Origin of the sequence: Streptomyces sp. NPDC058650 (assembly GCF_042717315.1) — a bacterium.
Lineage (GTDB): Bacteria > Actinomycetota > Actinomycetes > Streptomycetales > Streptomycetaceae > Streptomyces.
In genome coordinates, this window is record NZ_JBHXRL010000003.1 from 1 (window position 1) to 17,783 (window position 17,783).

15 protein-coding genes, 1 rRNA gene and 1 riboswitch are annotated in these 17,783 nt (G+C 69.7%); of the genes, 13 read left to right on the top strand and 3 right to left on the bottom strand.

All coding sequences use genetic code 11. The features are described 5' to 3' along the window. Window positions 1–147 precede the first annotated feature (147 nt). From rrf to ACFWWU_RS06120, 11 genes are all read left to right on the top strand, one after another. A 5S ribosomal RNA gene (gene rrf / locus ACFWWU_RS06070) occupies window positions 148–264 on the top strand. A 147-nt stretch (window positions 265–411) separates the two neighbouring features. After that, window positions 412–1,020 carry a CDP-alcohol phosphatidyltransferase family protein gene (locus ACFWWU_RS06075; protein ID WP_024756906.1) on the top strand — a complete coding sequence of 203 codons (609 nt, stop codon included), beginning with the start codon at window positions 412–414 and terminating at the stop codon, window positions 1,018–1,020. 116 nt (window positions 1,021–1,136) lie between these two features. After that, window positions 1,137–3,632: a sugar phosphate nucleotidyltransferase gene (locus tag ACFWWU_RS06080; RefSeq protein ID WP_384139602.1), complete on the top strand. Its 2,496-nt coding sequence runs from the start codon at window positions 1,137–1,139 to the stop codon at window positions 3,630–3,632. Window positions 3,633–3,733: 101 nt separating this feature from the next. Next, window positions 3,734–4,663 carry a DUF881 domain-containing protein gene (locus ACFWWU_RS06085; protein ID WP_384139605.1) on the top strand — a complete coding sequence of 310 codons (930 nt, stop codon included), beginning with the start codon at window positions 3,734–3,736 and terminating at the stop codon, window positions 4,661–4,663. Next, window positions 4,660–4,992 (top strand): small basic family protein, encoded by a 333-nt coding sequence (locus tag ACFWWU_RS06090; protein WP_015032176.1) that lies wholly within the window; start codon window positions 4,660–4,662, stop codon window positions 4,990–4,992. The genes ACFWWU_RS06085 and ACFWWU_RS06090 overlap by 4 nt, the downstream gene beginning before the upstream one ends. 23 nt (window positions 4,993–5,015) lie before the next feature. Further along, a complete protein-coding gene (locus tag ACFWWU_RS06095; RefSeq protein ID WP_384139609.1) occupies window positions 5,016–6,032 on the top strand; it encodes a DUF881 domain-containing protein in 1,017 nt (338 codons plus the stop codon). A gap of 81 nt (window positions 6,033–6,113) precedes the next feature. Next, window positions 6,114–7,055, top strand: a complete 942-nt coding sequence (locus ACFWWU_RS06100) for an FHA domain-containing protein (protein ID WP_384140619.1) — start codon at window positions 6,114–6,116, stop codon at window positions 7,053–7,055. 29 nt (window positions 7,056–7,084) lie between these two features. Beyond that, window positions 7,085–7,828 (top strand): MerR family transcriptional regulator, encoded by a 744-nt coding sequence (locus ACFWWU_RS06105; RefSeq protein WP_384139611.1) that lies wholly within the window; start codon window positions 7,085–7,087, stop codon window positions 7,826–7,828. A 53-nt stretch (window positions 7,829–7,881) separates the two neighbouring features. Next, window positions 7,882–8,355, top strand: a complete 474-nt coding sequence (locus tag ACFWWU_RS06110; RefSeq protein ID WP_015032172.1) for a bifunctional nuclease family protein — start codon at window positions 7,882–7,884, stop codon at window positions 8,353–8,355. 211 nt (window positions 8,356–8,566) lie between these two features. Next, the gene (locus ACFWWU_RS06115) at window positions 8,567–9,184 is read left to right on the top strand and encodes a MerR family transcriptional regulator (RefSeq protein WP_384139614.1); all 618 of its coding nucleotides are present in this window, start codon (window positions 8,567–8,569) and stop codon (window positions 9,182–9,184) included. A gap of 165 nt (window positions 9,185–9,349) precedes the next feature. Then, the gene (locus tag ACFWWU_RS06120; protein WP_384139617.1) at window positions 9,350–10,741 is read left to right on the top strand and encodes a DNA polymerase IV; all 1,392 of its coding nucleotides are present in this window, start codon (window positions 9,350–9,352) and stop codon (window positions 10,739–10,741) included. A gap of 162 nt (window positions 10,742–10,903) precedes the next feature. Here ACFWWU_RS06120 and ACFWWU_RS06125 read toward each other — a convergent pair whose 3' ends face one another. Then, window positions 10,904–11,278, bottom strand: a complete 375-nt coding sequence (locus tag ACFWWU_RS06125; protein ID WP_384139620.1) for a PRC-barrel domain-containing protein — start codon at window positions 11,276–11,278, stop codon at window positions 10,904–10,906. Window positions 11,279–11,391: 113 nt separating this feature from the next. Next, window positions 11,392–11,491, top strand: a riboswitch (glycine riboswitch). Between the two features lie 176 nt (window positions 11,492–11,667). On the opposite strand from ACFWWU_RS06125, the gene gcvP reads away from it, so the two are divergent. Continuing rightward, window positions 11,668–14,553, top strand: coding sequence for an aminomethyl-transferring glycine dehydrogenase (gcvP, locus tag ACFWWU_RS06130; RefSeq protein ID WP_384139622.1), 2,886 nt, complete (start codon window positions 11,668–11,670; stop codon window positions 14,551–14,553). Window positions 14,554–14,658: 105 nt separating this feature from the next. Here the strand turns inward: gcvP and ACFWWU_RS06135 are convergent, their stop codons facing one another. Then, the gene (locus tag ACFWWU_RS06135; protein ID WP_384139625.1) at window positions 14,659–14,865 is read right to left on the bottom strand and encodes a DUF5999 family protein; all 207 of its coding nucleotides are present in this window, start codon (window positions 14,863–14,865) and stop codon (window positions 14,659–14,661) included. Window positions 14,866–15,198: 333 nt separating this feature from the next. Further along, window positions 15,199–15,789 (bottom strand): hypothetical protein, encoded by a 591-nt coding sequence (locus ACFWWU_RS06140; RefSeq protein WP_384139628.1) that lies wholly within the window; start codon window positions 15,787–15,789, stop codon window positions 15,199–15,201. A 482-nt stretch (window positions 15,790–16,271) separates the two neighbouring features. Here ACFWWU_RS06140 and ACFWWU_RS06145 point away from each other — a divergent pair, with 482 nt between their 5' ends. Then, window positions 16,272–17,771, top strand: coding sequence for a glutamate--cysteine ligase (locus ACFWWU_RS06145; RefSeq protein WP_384140622.1), 1,500 nt, complete (start codon window positions 16,272–16,274; stop codon window positions 17,769–17,771). The last annotated feature ends 12 nt before the right edge of the window (window positions 17,772–17,783 follow it).

Genomic DNA, 17,783 nt, shown 5'->3' on the forward strand with positions numbered 1-17,783 from the left:
CGGATGTGGAAGCCCAGTAATGGGTGGAGCTGACCGGTACTAATAGGCCGAGGGCTTGTCCTCAGTTGCTCGCGTCCACTGTGTTAGTTCTGAAGTAACGAACACGCCCCCCTTTGGGTGGTGCGGCGGTTCATATCTTCATAGAGTTTCGGTGGTCATAGCGTTAGGGAAACGCCCGGTTACATTCCGAACCCGGAAGCTAAGCCTTTCAGCGCCGATGGTACTGCAGGGGGGACCCTGTGGGAGAGTAGGACGCCGCCGAACAATTTTTAGCCTCAACCCCCGGACTCTGTCCGGGGGTTGAGGCATTTTTGCGTTCTGCCGGCAGCCGGGACCCTGTGCGCCGCCGTGTCGTGGCTGCGGGTAGGGTCAGGGGGCAACGTCGGCACCATCCCAGCAGGAGGCCCCCGGGTGGAGGTCCAGGAGACTCGCGTTCAGACCGACCGGGTCCTCACCATCCCCAACATTCTCAGCATGGCGCGTCTTCTCGGCGTGCCGCTGTTTCTGTGGCTCATTCTCCGTCCCGAGTTCGGTGGACCCAACAGCGACGGGTGGGCGCTGCTCGTCCTGATGCTCAGCGGTGTCAGCGACTATCTCGACGGCAAGCTCGCCCGGCGCTGGAACCAGATCAGCAACCTCGGCCGGCTGCTCGACCCGGCCGCCGACCGGCTGTACATCCTGTCCACGCTCGTGGGGCTCACCTGGCGCGAGATCCTGCCTCTGTGGCTGACCGCCGCCCTGCTGGCGCGCGAGGCGATGCTGCTGGTCATGGTGGGAATCCTCCGACGGCACGGCTACCCGCCGCCGCAGGTGAACTTCCTCGGGAAAGCTGCGACATTCAACTTGATGTACGCGTTCCCGTTGCTGCTTCTCAGTGACGGAACGGGCTGGCTTTCGTCACTCGCCGAAGTTTTCGGGTGGGCCTTCGCCGGATGGGGTACAACTCTGTATTGGTGGGCAGGGATCCTCTACGTGGTCCAGGTCCGTCGACTCGTGAAGGCGGATACCGCGGCCGATTGAGCCCGTCCGTCCCGTGCCGAGCAACGTCGCCGGCAGGAACGAGGACGCCCGAGGGCCACCGAGCGGACAGGTGAAGTCGGCAGGACCGTCGTCTCTTCAAGGAGGACGCTTCCGACATGAAGGCCGTCGTGATGGCCGGTGGCGAAGGAACTCGACTTCGCCCCATGACCTCGAGCATGCCCAAGCCTCTTCTGCCGGTGGCAAACCGGCCGATCATGGAGCACGTCCTACGACTGCTCAAGAGGCACGGTCTCAATGAGACCGTCGTCACCGTGCAGTTTCTCGCCTCGCTCGTCAGGAACTACTTCGGTGACGGCGAAGAGCTCGGGATGGAGCTCACGTACGCCAACGAGGAGAAACCACTCGGTACAGCAGGCAGCGTGAAGAATGCCGAAGAAGCGTTGAAGGACGACGCTTTTCTCGTCATCTCGGGGGACGCGCTCACAGATTTCGATCTGACCGATCTCATCGCCTTCCACAAAGAGAAGGGTGCCCTCGTCACCGTCTGTCTCGCCAGGGTCCCGAATCCCTTGGAATTCGGGATCACCATCGTGGACGAAGAGGGAAAGGTCGAACGTTTCCTGGAGAAGCCCACCTGGGGACAGGTCTTCTCGGACACGGTGAACACGGGCATCTACGTGATGGAGCCCGAGGTCTTCGACTACGTCGCGGCCGACGTTTCGGTGGACTGGTCGGGTGACGTCTTCCCTCAGCTCATGAAGGAGGGCAAGCCGATCTACGGTTATGTCGCCGAGGGCTACTGGGAGGACGTCGGCACGCACGAGAGCTACGTGAAAGCCCAGGCGGATGTCCTCGAGGGCAAGGTCCAGGTCGACATCGACGGCTTCGAGATCTCACCCGGCGTCTGGGTCGCCGAAGGCGCCGAGGTGCATCCGGACGCCGTGCTTCGCGGGCCCCTGTACATCGGGGACTACGCCAAGGTCGAGGCGGGTGCCGAGATCCGTGAGCACACCGTCATCGGTTCGAACGTGGTGATCAAGAGCGGGGCCTTCCTGCACAGGGCCGTCGTGCACGACAACGTCTACATCGGCCAGCAGAGCAATCTGCGCGGCTGTGTGATCGGCAAGAACACCGACATCATGCGGGCCGCCCGGATCGAAGACGGCGCCGTGATCGGGGACGAGTGCCTGGTCGGCGAAGAATCGATCGTGCAGGGGAACGTAAGGGTCTATCCGTTCAAGACGATCGAGGCCGGTGCCTTCGTCAACACCTCGGTCATCTGGGAGTCCCGGGGGCAGGCTCACCTCTTCGGGGCGCGCGGGGTGTCCGGCATCCTCAACGTGGAGATCACGCCGGAGCTGGCCGTACGTCTCGCCGGTGCCTATGCCACGACTCTCAAGAAGGGTGCGACCGTCACCACGGCTCGTGACCACTCCCGAGGTGCCCGCGCGCTGAAGCGGGCGGTGATCTCGGCGTTGCAGGCCAGCGCCATCGACGTACGGGACCTGGAGAACGTGCCGCTGCCCGTGGCCCGGCAGCAGACCGCGCGGGGGAGTGCCGGCGGGATCATGGTGCGGACGTCGCCCGGTGTGCCGGACTCCGTGGACATCATGTTCTTCGACGAGCGCGGGGCGGACCTCTCGCAGGCCGGGCAGCGGAAGCTCGACCGGGTGTTCGCACGGCAGGAGTACCGGCGGGCCTTCCCTGGAGAGATCGGTGACCTCTCCTTCCCGGCGAGTGTCTTCGACTCGTACACCGGGTCGCTGTTGCGGAACGTCGACACCACCGGCATCGCGGAGGCGGGGCTGAAGGTCGTCGTGGACGCTTCCAACGGCAGTGCGGGGCTCGTCCTGCCTAGCCTGCTCGGCCGGCTCCAGGTCGATTCGCTGACGATCAATCCGGGGCTCGACGAGTCCCGGCCCACCGAGTCGGTCGAGAGCCGGCGGGCCGGGCTCGTACGGCTGGGAGAGATCGTGGCCTCGGCGCGGGCGGCGTTCGGGGTGCGGTTCGACCCCGTCGGCGAACGGCTCTCGCTCGTCGACGAGCGGGGGCGGATCATCGAGGACGACCGGGCGCTCCTGGTGATGCTGGACCTGGTGGCGGCCGAGCGGCGTTCGGGGCGGGTCGCGCTGCCCGTCACGACCACGAGGATCGCCGAGCAGGTCGCCGCGTACCACGGCACGCAGGTGGAGTGGACGACGACCTCGCCCGACGACCTCACGCGAGTGGGCCGTGAGGAATCGACGATCTTCGGTGGCGACGGGCGCGGTGGGTTCATCGTGCCCGAGTTCAGCAGCGTCTTCGACGGGGCGGCCGCCTTTGTGCGGCTCATCGGTCTGGTGGCGCGGACGCAGCTCACGCTGAGCCAGATCGACGCGCGGATTCCGCGTGCCCACGTCCTGAAGAAGGACATCGCGACCCCGTGGGCCGTGAAGGGGCTGGTCATGCGTCGGGTGGTGGAGGCGGCGGGCAGCCGGTCCGTGGACACCACCGACGGTGTGCGGGTCGTCGAGGCCGACGGGCGGTGGGTGATGGTGTTGCCCGACCCCGCGGAGGCCGTCACCCATCTGTGGGCGGAGGGTCCCGACGACGCCTCCGCGCAGGCCCTGCTCGACGAGTGGACCGAGGTGGTCGACAGCGCAGGTCGCTGACGGGGCGGACCGTACGGCCGGGAGGCACCCGCAGGGGTGCCTCCCGGCCCGTCGCGGGGGCCATTCGGTGGTGGGCCGTCCGACGTGCGACGATGTGCGGCATGTCGCAGCAGCCCCCCGTTCGGAGTACCGGATCACCGCCGCCGCGTCCGGACGCGTCGATGTCGCTGCTGAACAACGTGATCGACCACGCGCTCGACGACGGCTACGCCGAGGCCACGGCCCGGCGCGAGGCCGAGGGCGGTGGGCTGCCCCGTAGCCTGCGTGCCAAGCTCGGCGTCGCCGCGGGCCTCGTGCTCGCCGCGGCCGTGGTGACGGTGGGCGCGGCCGAGGCGCGGATCTCGGCGCCTGTGGTCGCCAAGGAACGACTGGACCTGATCGACCGGATCGACGGGGAGACCGCGGCGGCCGATCAGCTGGAGCGTGACGTCGAGCGGATCCGGACCGAGGTCGGGGAGCGGCAGCGGCAGGCGCTGGAGCAGCACGGCGGGGACCAGGCCGAGCTCGTCGCCCTGCTTTCGGGCGCGACGCCGGTGCACGGACCCGGAGTGAAGCTGGTCGTCGACGACGCCAAGGGCACCGACACCGGTGGCGGGGGACCGCGGGAGAGCAGCGGATTCTCCGACACGGGCCGGGTCCGCGACCGGGACATGCAGCGGGTGGTGAACGGACTGTGGGAGTCCGGGGCCGAGGCCGTCTCGATCAACGGACAGCGGCTGACGTCGCTGTCCGCGATCAGGGCCGCCGGCGACGCCATACTGGTCGACAACAAGCCGCTGGTGCCGCCGTACACCGTCCTCGCGATCGGGGACGGACAACGGCTGAGCACAGCGTTCCAGGACAGCGCCGACGGACAGTATCTGCACGCGCTGGTGGAGAACTTCGGGATCAGGAGCAGCATCTCGGCCGAGGGCGACGTACGCCTGCCGGCCGCGCCGAGCCTGACCGTACGTACAGCAGAGCCGAGGGGGGCCGGGGCGGCGTCGCCGTCCGGTCGGGCCACGGCCGACACAGGGAAGGGCACATCGTGATCGCCGTACTTGGCCTGATCGTCGGAGTCGTGGTCGGACTGTTGGTCCGGCCCGAGGTGCCGGCGGTGGTCGAGCCCTATCTTCCGATCGCCGTGGTCGCCGCCCTGGACGCGGTCTTCGGCGGCCTGCGGGCCATGCTCGACGGGATCTTCGTCGACAAGGTCTTCGTGGTGTCGTTCCTCTCGAACGTGGTCGTGGCCGCGCTGATCGTCTTCCTCGGCGACAAGCTGGGCGTGGGCGCGCAGCTGTCGACCGGTGTAGTCGTCGTGCTCGGTATCCGGATCTTCTCCAACGCGGCCGCCATCCGGCGCCACGTGTTCCGGGCGTGAGGCCGATGAGCGAGGACCCTCAGATGCCCGAGAACCCCGACAAGCCGCAGAGCCCTCAGGAGCCTCAGGAGCCGCAGAGCCCTAAGAAGCCTCAGGAGCCGCAGAGCCCGCAGAGCCCGCAGGGCCCTCAGACTCCTCAGGGTCCGCAGAGGCCTCAGGGGTCTCAGGGTCCGCAGAGCTCGCGGGAGCCGAAGAGCTCGCCGAGTTCGCCGAGCCCCGAGCCGGGCGGGACGGCGGAGCAGCCCGGGGGGTCCCGGAGTGCGGAGGCGGCCGAGGCTGCCCAGGCCGTGGAGGCGCCCGTCGCTCCCGGCGGGGCCGAGCCGAGTGGGCGGCGCAGGCTCGCCGCCGCTCTGTGGCCGCCGCGGGTCACCCGGGCCCAGCTCATCGTCGCCCTGCTGCTGTTCGTCCTCGGTCTGGGGCTTGCCATCCAGGTCTCCTCGACCAGCGAGAACAGCGCGCTGCGCGGGGCGCGGCAGGAGGACCTCGTGCGGATCCTCGACGAGCTCGACGACCGCACGCAGCGCCTGGAGGACGAGAGGGCGCGGCTCGAGAAGCAGCGCTCCGAGCTCGAGTCCAGCTCGGACCAGGCCGAGGAGGCCCGCAAGCAGACCCAGGAGAAGGAGCGTCAGCTCGGGATCCTGGCCGGCACGGTAGCCGCCGAGGGGCCGGGGATCACTCTGGCCGTCGGCGATCCCACCGGGGCCGTCGAGTCCGACATGCTGCTCGACGCCATCCAGGAGCTGCGCGCGGCGGGTGCCGAGGCGATCCAGGTCAACGGTGTGCGCGTGGTCGCGGACAGTTATTTCACCGGTAGCGGTGACGACATGCGAATCGATGGAACGAAGGTGGCCGCTCCGTACGTCTTCAAGGTCATCGGCAAGCCGGAGGATCTCGAGCCCGCGCTCAACATCCCCGGCGGTGTCGTGCAGACCCTCGAGAAGGAGCAGGCCACGGCCACGGTGGAGCGGGCGGCGAAGATCGTCGTCGACGCCTTGCGACCCGCGAAGCGGCCTGACTACGCTCAGTCGTCCTCGCAGTGAGGCGAGGGACGAGGGGGTCCCGCGACAAGGGCATGACGTTGCGGGGGGTCGGCGCACCACAACGGTGGTGCGTGGTGGAAACTGTCCGGAGGATACGGACGTTGTGAAGGTGTCCGGGTCGGCAGGTGTGATGGATCTCGGTTCGTCCTGCCCCACGGGCGGGTCTGTTTCGGTCAAGGGGAATCGCCCGTGAAGTTGTTTGCGAAGTTGTTCGGCAAGAGCGCACGCGAGGACGGCGGCAACGCCAGGCACCGCGCGCCGCGCCACGCCCAGAGCGAGGAGCAGGGTGGCGAGCGCCCGCTCTTCCGCGATGAGGTCGACGGTCAGGGCGGTGACATTTCGGGCGCGCAGGGCGCGTCTTCTGTTGACCCCGCCGGGGCCGGACGCATAGGTTTCGGGGAACCATCAACCTCAAGTACGGGTGGAGGGTTTACCCCCGACCCGTACGCGACACAGACCTCCGCGGGGCTGCCGCGGCAGGAGGATGCGTCCATGCCGGTGTGTACGAGGTGCGGTCACCGCAACGCGGCCGACAGCCGCTTCTGCTCTCACTGTGGCACGCCGCTGCGGGGCGGGGTCGCCGCCGAGCGTCCGTCCGAGACGACGTCGACGATCTCCATCTCGGGGCTCGAGGCGTACGACGCGGAGGTCACCGGCCAGACCCAGATGCCGTCGCTGTCTCCCGAGGCGCTCGCGGCCGTGGAGGCCCTGCCTCTGGGGTCCGCGCTCCTCGTGGTGCGCCGGGGGCCGAACTCCGGCAGCCGGTTCCTGCTCGACGGAGAGCTGACGACGGCCGGCCGTCACCCGCAGAGCGACATCTTCCTGGACGACTTCACCGTCTCCCGGCGCCATGTCGAGTTCCGGCGGGGGCAGGACGGCAGCTTCACCGTCGCCGATGTCGGCAGCCTCAACGGCACGTACGTCAACCGTGAGCCGATCGAATCGGTCGTGCTGTCCAACGGTGACGAGGTGCAGATCGGCAAGTACCGGCTGGTCTTCCATTCGAGCCAGCGGGGCGTGTGACGCCTCGGAGAAGCCTTCAGGGAAGGTCCATGCTGCGAACACCGACGGGCGGTGCCGGAAACGGCACCGCCACCGCGGGCGACCGGCTGGTGAGCATCGGCACGGTGCTGAACCAGCTGCGCGACGAATTTCCCGAAGTGACGATCTCCAAGATCCGGTTCCTGGAGGCCGAGGGGCTCGTGGAGCCCCGGCGGACGGCGTCCGGGTACCGGAAGTTCAGCCCGCAGGACGTGGAGCGGCTCGCTCAGATCCTGCGGATGCAGCGGGACCACTATCTTCCGCTGAAGGTCATCCGTGAGCATCTCGACGCTCTCGCCCGGGGCGAGCAGGTCAGTCTCCCGGCGCCCGGGCGCCGGGGAGAGCTGCTCGACGGGCCCTGGGAACAGGACGGGGAGCGGCCCACCGCCACGCGGATCGGCCGGGCCGAGCTGCTCGCCGCCGCGGAGGTCACCGAGGCCGAGCTCGCCGAGTGGGAGTCGTTCGGTCTCCTTGCCGAGGTGCGCGATGGCGGCTACGACGCGGAAGCCGTCACCATCGCCAGACTTGTCGCGGATCTGGGGAGATTCGGTCTCGAGCCCCGGCACCTGCGGGGCGTCAAGGCGGCCGCCGACCGCGAGGCCGGACTCCTCGAACAGTTGGTCGCGCCGCTGCGCCGGCACCGTAATCCGCAGACCAGAGCACATGCGGAGGCCACCGCGAAGGAGCTCGCCGAGCTCTCCGTGAGGCTGCACGCGGCGTTCGTGCAGACCGCTCTGGGCATCCGGCTCCAGTGATCTTGGACGGGCCCGACTATCCAAACCGGTCGGGCACGTCCTAGGGTTGCTGTGTGAACGAGCTCGACGTTGTGGGTGTCCGAGTGGAAATGCCCTCCAACCAGCCGATCGTGCTCCTACGGGAAGTGGGAGGCGATCGGTACCTCCCCATCTGGATCGGACCGGGTGAGGCGACCGCGATCGCCTTCGCCCAGCAGGGGATGGCCCCTCCGCGGCCGCTGACGCACGACCTGTTCAAGGACGTGCTGGAGGCCGTGGGGCAGGAGCTCACCGAAGTCCGCATCACGGATCTGCGTGACGGGGTCTTCTACGCCGAGCTGGTCTTCGCCAGCGGCGTCGAGGTGAGCGCCCGGCCGTCCGACGCGATAGCACTGGCCCTGCGGACCGGAACGCCGATCTACGGCAGTGACGGTGTGCTGGACGACGCCGGCATCGCGATCCCGGACGAGCAGGAGGACGAGGTGGAGAAGTTCCGCGAGTTTCTCGACCAGATCTCACCGGAGGACTTCGGGACCAACAGTCAGTGAGACGTGCGGCCGGAGGCCGCTTGCGAGGCCGGTCGTGCGGGCCGTTCGCGGGGTGCCGTCAGAGCATTCGAGTAGCCTTTCCCCGGGGAGAGACACGGCAAACCACTCTCAGGGTGATTATCACTCGGCGTGCCGAGTGTGGCGATCGTTGACGCACCCCTAGTGACTGCCTACCTTCGTGTGGGCAGGTCAAGGACGGAGGGTCGGCGTGATGAGCAGCGCGGACGGTACGGCAGGGAGCTCGCTCGGACGCGTGTCCGGGGAGTCCGGTCCGTATCCGCTTCACGGGAGTGTGGGCGACTTCGGGGCGGACGAGAGTACGGGCCCGGCGGGTGACGCGGTCGGCTACCGCGGCCCCACGGCCTGCGCGGCCGCCGGCATCACCTATCGGCAGCTGGACTACTGGGCGCGCACCGGACTCGTGGAGCCGAGCGTGCGGCCCGCGTACGGTTCGGGGACCCAGCGGCTCTACAGCTTCCGCGACGTCGTCGTCCTGAAGATCGTCAAGCGCTTCCTCGACACCGGGGTGGCCCTCCAGAACATCCGGGCGGCGGTGCAGCACCTGCGCGCCCGTGGCTTCCGCGATCTGGAGCGGATGACGCTCATGAGCGACGGTGCCACGGTCTACGAGTGCTCCTCGCCCGACGAGGTCGTCGACCTCCTCCAGGGCGGTCAGGGCATCTTCGGGATCGCCGTCGGGGTCGTCTGGCGGGACGTGGAGGCCGCGCTCTCGCAGCTGCACGGGGAGCGGGTCGACACGGGCGAGACGCTCGTCGGGCACAACCCGGGTGACGAGCTCGCCAGGCGGCGGCGCGACAAGGCGGTCTGAGCGGCTCTGTCAGGGGGCGCCCCTGCGAGGGGCCGCCCTTGGTGGCGGGCAGTACCCCCTGGGGGCCCTTGGCCGTTCTGGGTGTTGTTCCTGTGGCGCTTTCGGTGGCGGCGGCCCCGGGTGGTTGCCGCCCCGTTGTCAGTGGCATGGGGCAGCATCGGAAGTGTGAGAGCCGCGCCGACGATCCTGCATCTCGACATGGATGCGTTCTTCGCCGCCGCCGAGCAGGCGGCGAAGCCCAGCCTGCGCGGAAAACCCGTGGTCGTCGGGGGCCTCGGGCCGCGCGGAGTCGTCGCCACCGCCTCGTACGAGGCACGCCGTTTCGGGGTGCACTCGGCCATGCCGATGGGCCAGGCGCGACGGCTCGCGCCGAACGCCGCGTATCTCGTCCCGCGTTTCGCCTTCTACCGGTCGATCAGTGAGCAGGTCATGGAGCTCCTCGGGCGGCTCTCGCCGCTCGTGGAGCCGCTCAGCCTCGACGAGGCCTTCGTGGACCTGGAGGCCGGGGGCCTCGCCGACGACAGCGCCGGCGCGCGGGTCGTCGGCGAGCGGCTGCGGGCCGACATCCTGGCGACGACGGGGCTGACGGGGTCGGTGGGGCTCGCGGGGTCGAAGATGATCGCGAAGATCGCTTCCGAGGAGGCCAAGCCCGACGGGCTGGTCCTCATCGTGCCGGGGACCGAGAGGGAGCTGCTCGGGCCCCGGTCGGTGCGGATCCTGCCCGGCGTCGGGCCCGCGACCGGGGAGCATCTGCGGCGTGCCGGGATGACCACGGTCTCCGACCTGGCCGAGGCGGGCGAGGACGAGCTCGTACGGCTGCTGGGGCGGGCGCACGGGGCCTCGCTGTACCGGATGGCCCAGGGGCACGACGACCGGGCCGTGGTGGCCGAGCGGGACGCCAAATCGGTGTCGGTCGAGGACACCTTCGACGTCGACCTGCACGACCGGGTGCGGATCAGGACCGAGGTGGAGCGGCTCGCCGAGCGGTGCGTGGCGCGGTTGCGGGCCTCGGGGCACTCGGGACGGACCATCGTCCTCAAGGTGCGGCGGTACGACTTCTCGACGCTGACCCGGTCCGAGACGCTGCGGGGGCCGACGGACGACCCGGTGGTCGTGCGGGAGGCCGCCGGGCGGCTCCTGGAGGCGGTCGACACGACCGGGGGCGTGCGGCTGCTCGGGGTGGGCGTGAGCGGGCTCGCGGACTACACGCAGGAGGATCTCTTCGCCCAGGCCGAGGAGGAGCGTGCGGCGGTCGCGGTGGCGGCCGTGGAGTCGGCGGGGGGCGGTGCGGGTGCCGATGGTGTGGCGGACGCGCGCGAGTCCGCCGGGGCCGTTGCCGCCGCCGTCGAGCGGCGGTGGGCGCCCGGGCACGACGTACGGCACGCGGTGCACGGGGCGGGGTGGGTGCAGGGGAGCGGGGTCGGGCGGGTCACGGTGCGGTTCGAGGAGCCGTGGTCGGCGCCGGGGCGGGTGCGGACGTTCTCGGTGGACGATCCGGAACTGGAGCCTTCGGAGCCGTTGCCCTTGGTGCGGGGGGAGTGTCCGGCGGGGACGTGACTCGGTTGTCGGGTGTCGGGGGTGGGGTGTGCGCCCGGCCTCGCGGCCGGGCTGGGGTTACCGACCGCGCCGCTCGTGCGGTGGGGTGGGCGGAGGTGCGGGTTTCCCGTGGGGGTTCGCGCCTTGGCGGCTGTGGGTTTGCTCGGGAGGCGCGCCTCGGGGTCAGGGACCCTCTTGGCCTGCCAGGTGGCCGAAGTCGGTGTCCTGGGGGTTCTGGGGCGGGGGTGGGAGCGTGAGGTCGTAGTGGCGGTAGAGCTGGAGCTCCTGCTCGGGGGAGAGGTGGCGGCCCACGCCGAAGTCCGGGGCGTCCTTGATGAGCGCGCGTTCGAACGGGATGTGGAGGCCGTCGTCCAGGAGGTCGCTCGGCTCCAGGGGGACGAAGGCGTCCCGGCTGAACAGGCCGGTGCGGACCGCGGCCCATTCCGGGATGCCGGTCGCGTCGTCCAGGTACACCTCGTCCACGGTTCCGATCTTGTGTCCGTTCCGGTCGAACGCCTTGCGGCCGATCAGGCTGCGCGGATCGATGTCGGTCTGCACGGTCCCTCCAACTGGTCGCAACTGCTCTACACCCCTACGAAAGTGCACATCTGGGATGTCGGCCACTTGAGCGATGGGAGCCGCAACCTCGCTGGTAGGCTGGCTGTGGCTGTCGACCCTGTGCGGGAGAGTCCCCCGGAGAAACCTTCCGGAGGGCGCCGAAGGAGCAAATCCTCCCCGGAATCTCTCAGGCCCCTGTACCGCGCGGACGAGGTCACTCTGGAAAGCAGAGCGGTGTCCACGGCATGCGCTCTCACCGACGGTGAAAGCCGGCGTGCCGCGAGGCGTGCCGGTGAAACTCTCAGGTTGAGATGACAGAGGGGGAGGCCGTCCGGGTACCCGCGCCGTGGTGCCCCTCGCAGGTCGTGACGACCAGGAGGCCTCCGTACATGACTGCCAACCGCATTCCGCTCTCCGAGCTCGAACAGGGCATCCCGTTCGAGCAGCGGCACATCGGGCCCGACGCCGAGGCGCGGGCCAAGATGCTCGCTCAGGTCGGTTACGGCTCGCTCGACGAGCTCACCGCCGCCGCGGTGCCGGACGTGATCAAGAACGCCGAGGCGCTGGGCCTGCCGGCCGCGCGCACCGAGGCCCAGGTGCTGGCCGAGCTCCGCACGCTCGCCGACAGCAACCAGGTCCTCGCCCCGATGATCGGCCTCGGGTACTACGGGACCTTCACGCCTCCGGTCATTCTTCGGAACGTCATGGAGAACCCGGCCTGGTACACCGCCTACACGCCGTACCAGCCCGAGATCTCGCAGGGGCGTCTGGAGGCGCTGCTCAACTTCCAGACCATGGTCGCCGACCTGACCGGTCTGCCCACCTCGGGCGCCTCCCTCCTCGACGAGGGCACCGCCGCCGCCGAGGCCATGTCCCTGTCCCGGCGCGTTGGCAAGGTCAAGAACGGCGTCTTCCTCGTCGACGCCGATGCCCTGCCGCAGACGATCGCCGTCATCGAGACCCGCGCCGAGCCGACCGGTGTCGAGGTCGTCGTCGCGGATCTCAGTGACGGGATTCCCTCCGAGATCGCCGCGCGTGGTGTCTTCGGTGTGCTGATCCAGTACCCGGGCGCCTCCGGTGCCGTGCGGGACATCAAGGCCACCGTCGACCAGGCCCACGAGCTCGGCGCCATCGTCACCGTCGCCGCCGACCTGCTCGCGCTGACCCTGCTCACCTCGCCCGGCGAGCTGGGCGCGGACATCGCCGTCGGTACGACGCAGCGCTTCGGCGTGCCCATGGGCTTCGGCGGTCCCCACGCCGGTTACATGGCCGTCCAGGACAAGCACGCCCGCTCGCTGCCCGGTCGCCTGGTGGGTGTGTCCGTCGACGCCGACGGGAACCGCGCGTACCGCCTCGCCCTGCAGACCCGCGAGCAGCACATCCGCCGCGAGAAGGCCACCAGCAACATCTGTACGGCTCAGGTGCTGCTCGCCGTCATGGCCGGCATGTACGCCGTCTACCACGGGCCGGACGGGCTGAAGGGGATCGCGCAGCGGACCCACCGGTACGCCACGATCCTCGCCGCGGGTCTCACCGCCGGTGGGGTCGAGGTCGTGCACGGCTCGTACTTCGACACCCTCACCGTCCGGGTGCCCGGCAAGGCCGACGAGGTCGTCGCCGCCGCCCGCGACGCCGGGGTGAACCTCTACCGCGTCGACGCCGATCTCGTCTCGATCTCCTGTGACGAGACCACCGGACGCGAGCAGCTCGCCGCCGTCTGGGGCGCCTTCGGTGTCGACGGCGACGTCGAGGCCCTGGACGCCACCGCCGAGGACACGCTGCCCGCCGGGCTGCTGCGCTCCGACGCGTACCTGACCCACCCGGTCTTCCACGCGCACCGCTCCGAGACGTCGATGCTGCGCTACCTGCGCAAGCTCGCCGACCGCGACTACGCGCTCGACCGCGGCATGATCCCGCTCGGCTCCTGCACGATGAAGCTGAACGCGACGACCGAGATGGAGCCGGTGACCTGGCCCGAGTTCGGCCAGATCCACCCCTTCGCCCCGGTCGACCAGGCGCAGGGCTACGTCACGCTCATCACCGAGCTGGAAGAGCGCCTCGCCGAGGTCACCGGATACGACAAGGTGTCGATCCAGCCCAACGCCGGTTCGCAGGGCGAGCTGGCCGGCCTGCTGGCCGTCCGCGCCTACCACCGCGCCAACGGCGACCTCCAGCGCACCGTCTGCCTCATCCCGTCCTCCGCGCACGGCACCAACGCCGCCTCCGCGGTGATGGCCGGCATGAAGGTCGTCGTCGTCAAGACCGCCGACGACGGCGAGGTCGACATCGCGGACCTGCGCGCCAAGATCGAGCAGTACCGCGACGAGCTGTCCGTGCTCATGATCACCTACCCGTCCACGCACGGCGTCTTCGAGGAGCACGTCGCCGACATCTGCGCCGAGGTCCACGAGGCCGGCGGTCAGGTGTACGTCGACGGTGCCAACCTCAACGCGCTGGTCGGGCTCGCGAAGCCGGGCAAGTTCGGTGGCGACGTCTCGCACCTCAATCTGCACAAGACCTTCTGCATCCCGCACGGTGGCGGTGGCCCCGGTGTCGGTCCGGTCGGTGTGCGTGCGCACCTCGCCCCGTACCTGCCGAACCACCCGCTCCAGCCCACGGCGGGCCCGGAGACCGGCGTCGGCCCGATCTCGGCGGCCCCGTGGGGCTCCGCCGGCATCCTGCCGATCTCCTGGTCGTACGTGCGCCTGATGGGCGGCGAGGGCCTCAAGCGCGCCACGCAGGTCGCCGTGCTCGCGGCGAACTACATCGCCAAGCGCCTGGAGCCGCACTTCCCGGTGCTCTACACCGGTCCGGCCGGTCTGGTCGCCCACGAGTGCATCGTGGACCTGCGTCCGCTCTCGAAGGAGACGGGCGTCACGGTCGACGACATCGCCAAGCGTCTGATCGACTACGGCTTCCACGCGCCGACGATGTCCTTCCCGGTGGCCGGCACGCTGATGATCGAGCCCACCGAGTCCGAGGACATCACCGAGCTCGACCGCTTCTGCGACACGATGATCGCGATCCGCGCGGAGATCGAGAAGGTCGCCTCGGGCGTGTGGCCCGCCGACGACAACCCGCTGCACAACGCCCCGCACACCGCGGCCGCGCTGGGCGGCGAGTGGAGCCACCCGTACACCCGTGACGAGGCGGTCTTCCCGGCCGGTGTCTCGGCCGCCGACAAGTACTGGCCGCCGGTCCGTCGCATCGACGGCGCCTTCGGCGACCGGAACCTGGTCTGCTCCTGCCCGCCGATGGACGAGTACGACGCCTGATCCGCTGAGGCGGTGAGTAGCTGAGCACGAGCAGAGGGCCGGTTCGGAGGATCTCCTCCGGGCCGGCCCTCGGCGTTTCTCCCTCGTACGGTGATCTCCGCGTGCTCAGGCCGCGGTCGTCACCCGTCCCGCCGTCAGTGGCCGGTGCGGGGCGATGATCTGCCCGTCCGGCAGCAGTTCACCGGTGTCCTCGAAGAGCAGGACGCCGTTGCACAGCAGGCTCCAGCCCTGTTCCGGATGGTGTGCCATCAGGCGGGCCGCCTCCCGGTCGTTGGAGTCGGCGGTGGGACAGGCAGGCTGGTGCTGGCACATGGGTGGGTTCTTTCGCTGCGTCGTGGTGGATGTCCTGCGGCTCTTCGCGCTCATCGCCGCCCCCGTCGGTCGGTTCGGTTCCGGTCCCAGTCTTGCCCCATGGACGGTCTTCCGCAGGTATTTCGCGGCAGCTCGTCCTCTCCGGGGAAGACGCATCACCCGCAGGGGCGGTTCAGGTCAAGAGCACCGTCTCTTCGGGTGGTTCGGGGTGGTCCGAGCGGGCTAGTCCGTACGGGAGCGGCGTTCGGTAGGGCCGTTCGGGCCCGGTCCTCGGACAGCAGTGCGCCCCGTGACCCGGGCGGGCCACGGGGCGGGAGCCGTAGGAGGGGTGGATCAGGCGGGCGCGGCCGAGCCCAGGAGGGGCGGCGGCGCGAGACGCGTACTGAGCACGGGCAGGAGGTCGGCGACCTGGTAGGGCCGGTAGGCCGCGATCCCCGGCGGCGCGGGGGCCAGGGGTACCAGGAGATCGGCCGCGGCCGGGGCGTCGGTCGTGCCGTCCGCCTCCGGTTCGGCGTGCAGCCAGAGCGTCAGCATGTAGAGCTCGGGTACGGAGAGCAGCCGGGGCTGGTACGGGGTGGGCAGCGCCTCGGCCTGGAGCAGGGCCCGTTCCGTCGCGGTGACGTACGGCCCCTCGAAGAAGTGCGAGAACGTCCAGCCGTCCGGGGTGAGCATGGTGTCCGCGGCGGCGATCGCCCGCTCCCCGTTCCGGATCAGGAACCGCCAGCCGGTGAGCCGGGTGAGGGGCGGCCGTCCAGGTGCTCCCGTGACGCCGAGGACGTGTACGGGCAACGGGAGTTCGGGGCTCAGCGGTCCCTGCGCGGCCCGCAGGGCGGGAGTTCGGGCCTCGCGGACGGCGGTCGGTGAGCCGAGGGCCGCGAGAACACTGCGGAGGGCCGGCGCGGGGGCCGGAGAGGGTCGGAGCATGGTGGGTCGCCTCTCACTCAGGAGACACGGTGATGCGTGGGCAGGTACGACGGCGCTGTCGGCGGCGCGGCCAGAGAGGGGCCATGGGGCCATGACCGGGCACCAACACTCTGCCTCGTCCGCGGAGTTTATACGACACGTGTTCTCAGAGTGTTTCCGCTAGACGTCGCCGATATTCCTGGCAAGGCCTCATCAGGCCTTATTCCGGAGGCTGTTCAAGCGGAATCATGACGGCCGGGCGGCGCTCACCTGCGTATTCCTCGCCGAGCCGGACGGCTGAATTATGATCCCCCGTCACGGGACAATAGGACATTGGTATATGTCGACCGCGTCATGCCTTCGGAATGTGCCCGTGGAGAGCTCCTTCCAGCCTATCCTCCGGCGGCCCCGTTCCGCAGGCGTTGTGGATCAGCGAGGTGGGCATCATGGTCCGTGACGCGCGGCCGTCGTCGCGGCTGCCCACGGTGGGAGGGACGGCTTCGATGGGGGAGAAGGTCGACGCGGACGGGTTCGGCCCGGCCGACCGACAGCAGTACCGGAGAAAGCTCCAGCAGTGTCTCGCGGGGCTCGCGAGGCTGCTGGCGGAGAAGAGGTTCGACCGGCCCCGCAATCTCATGGGTCTGGAGATCGAACTCAATCTCGCCGGTGCCGACGGGCTGCCCCGGATGCTCAACGCACCGGTTCTGGAAAGGATCGCGAGCTCCGATTTCCAGACGGAACTCGGATTGTTCAACCTGGAAGTGAACATCGCTCCCCACCGGCTCGGCGGCAGGGTATTCGACCGGCTCGCCGAAGAGATCGGCACCGGACTCGGATATGCCGACCGCAAGGCCGCGGAACTCGACGCCGGCGTCGTCATGATCGGCATACTCCCCACGCTCGCCCAGAGCGACCTGGTCTTCGAGAACCTGTCGGCCGCCGACCGCTACGCGCTCCTCAACAACCAGATCCTCGCGGCCAGGGGCGAGGACTTCACCCTCGACATCCACGGAGTCGAACGGCTCACGTGCACCTCGGAGTCGATCGTGCCGGAGGCCGCCTGCACCTCCGTGCAGCTGCACCTCCAGGTCACGCCGGCCAGGTTCGCCGCCGTATGGAACGCGGCGCAGGCGGTGGCGGGCGTCCAGATCGCCCTCGGTGCGAACGCGCCCTTCGTCTTCGGCCGTGAGGTGTGGCGCGAGTCCCGGCCGCCGCTGTTCCAGCAGGCCACCGACACCAGGCCGCCCGAGCTGCAGTCCCAGGGCGTCCGGCCGCGCACCTGGTTCGGGGAGCGGTGGGTGGACTCGGTGTACGACCTCTTCGAGGAGAACCTCCGCTACTTCCCGGCCCTCCTCCCCATCTGCGACGAGGAGGACCCGCTCCTCGTCCTCGACGAGGGCGGGGTGCCGAAACTCCAGGAACTCGTCCTGCACAACGGCACGGTCTACCGCTGGAACAGGCCCGTGTACGGCTGGGTCGACGGGGTCCCGCACCTGCGCGTGGAGAACCGGGTACTGCCCGCCGGGCCGACCGTGACCGACGTGATCGCGAACGCGGCCTTCTACTACGGGCTCGTGCGCTCGCTCGCGGACGAACCGCGGCCGGTCTGGAAGCGGATGGCCTTCGAGGACGCGGAGGCCAACTTCGACACGGCCTGCCGCCACGGCATCGAGGCGGAGCTGCGCTGGCCCCGCCCGGGCCGCGCCGGCGGCGTCGCGACCCTGCCGGCGGTACGTCTCGTCCTCGACGAGCTGCTGCCGCTCGCCGCGGCCGGACTGGACGCCTGGCACATCGAGCCGGCGGACCGGGACTTCTACCTCGGGGTGATCGAGCAGCGCTGTCTGCGGAAGGTGAACGGGGCCTCCTGGCAGGCCGACACCTTCCACCAGGCGCTGGATTCGGGCCTCGACCGGGAGGCGGCGCTCGCCGCGACCACCCGCCGCTACCGGACGCTGATGCACGAGGGCGAGCCGGTGCACACCTGGCCCGTGGGGATCGGCTGACGCCTGCCCCGC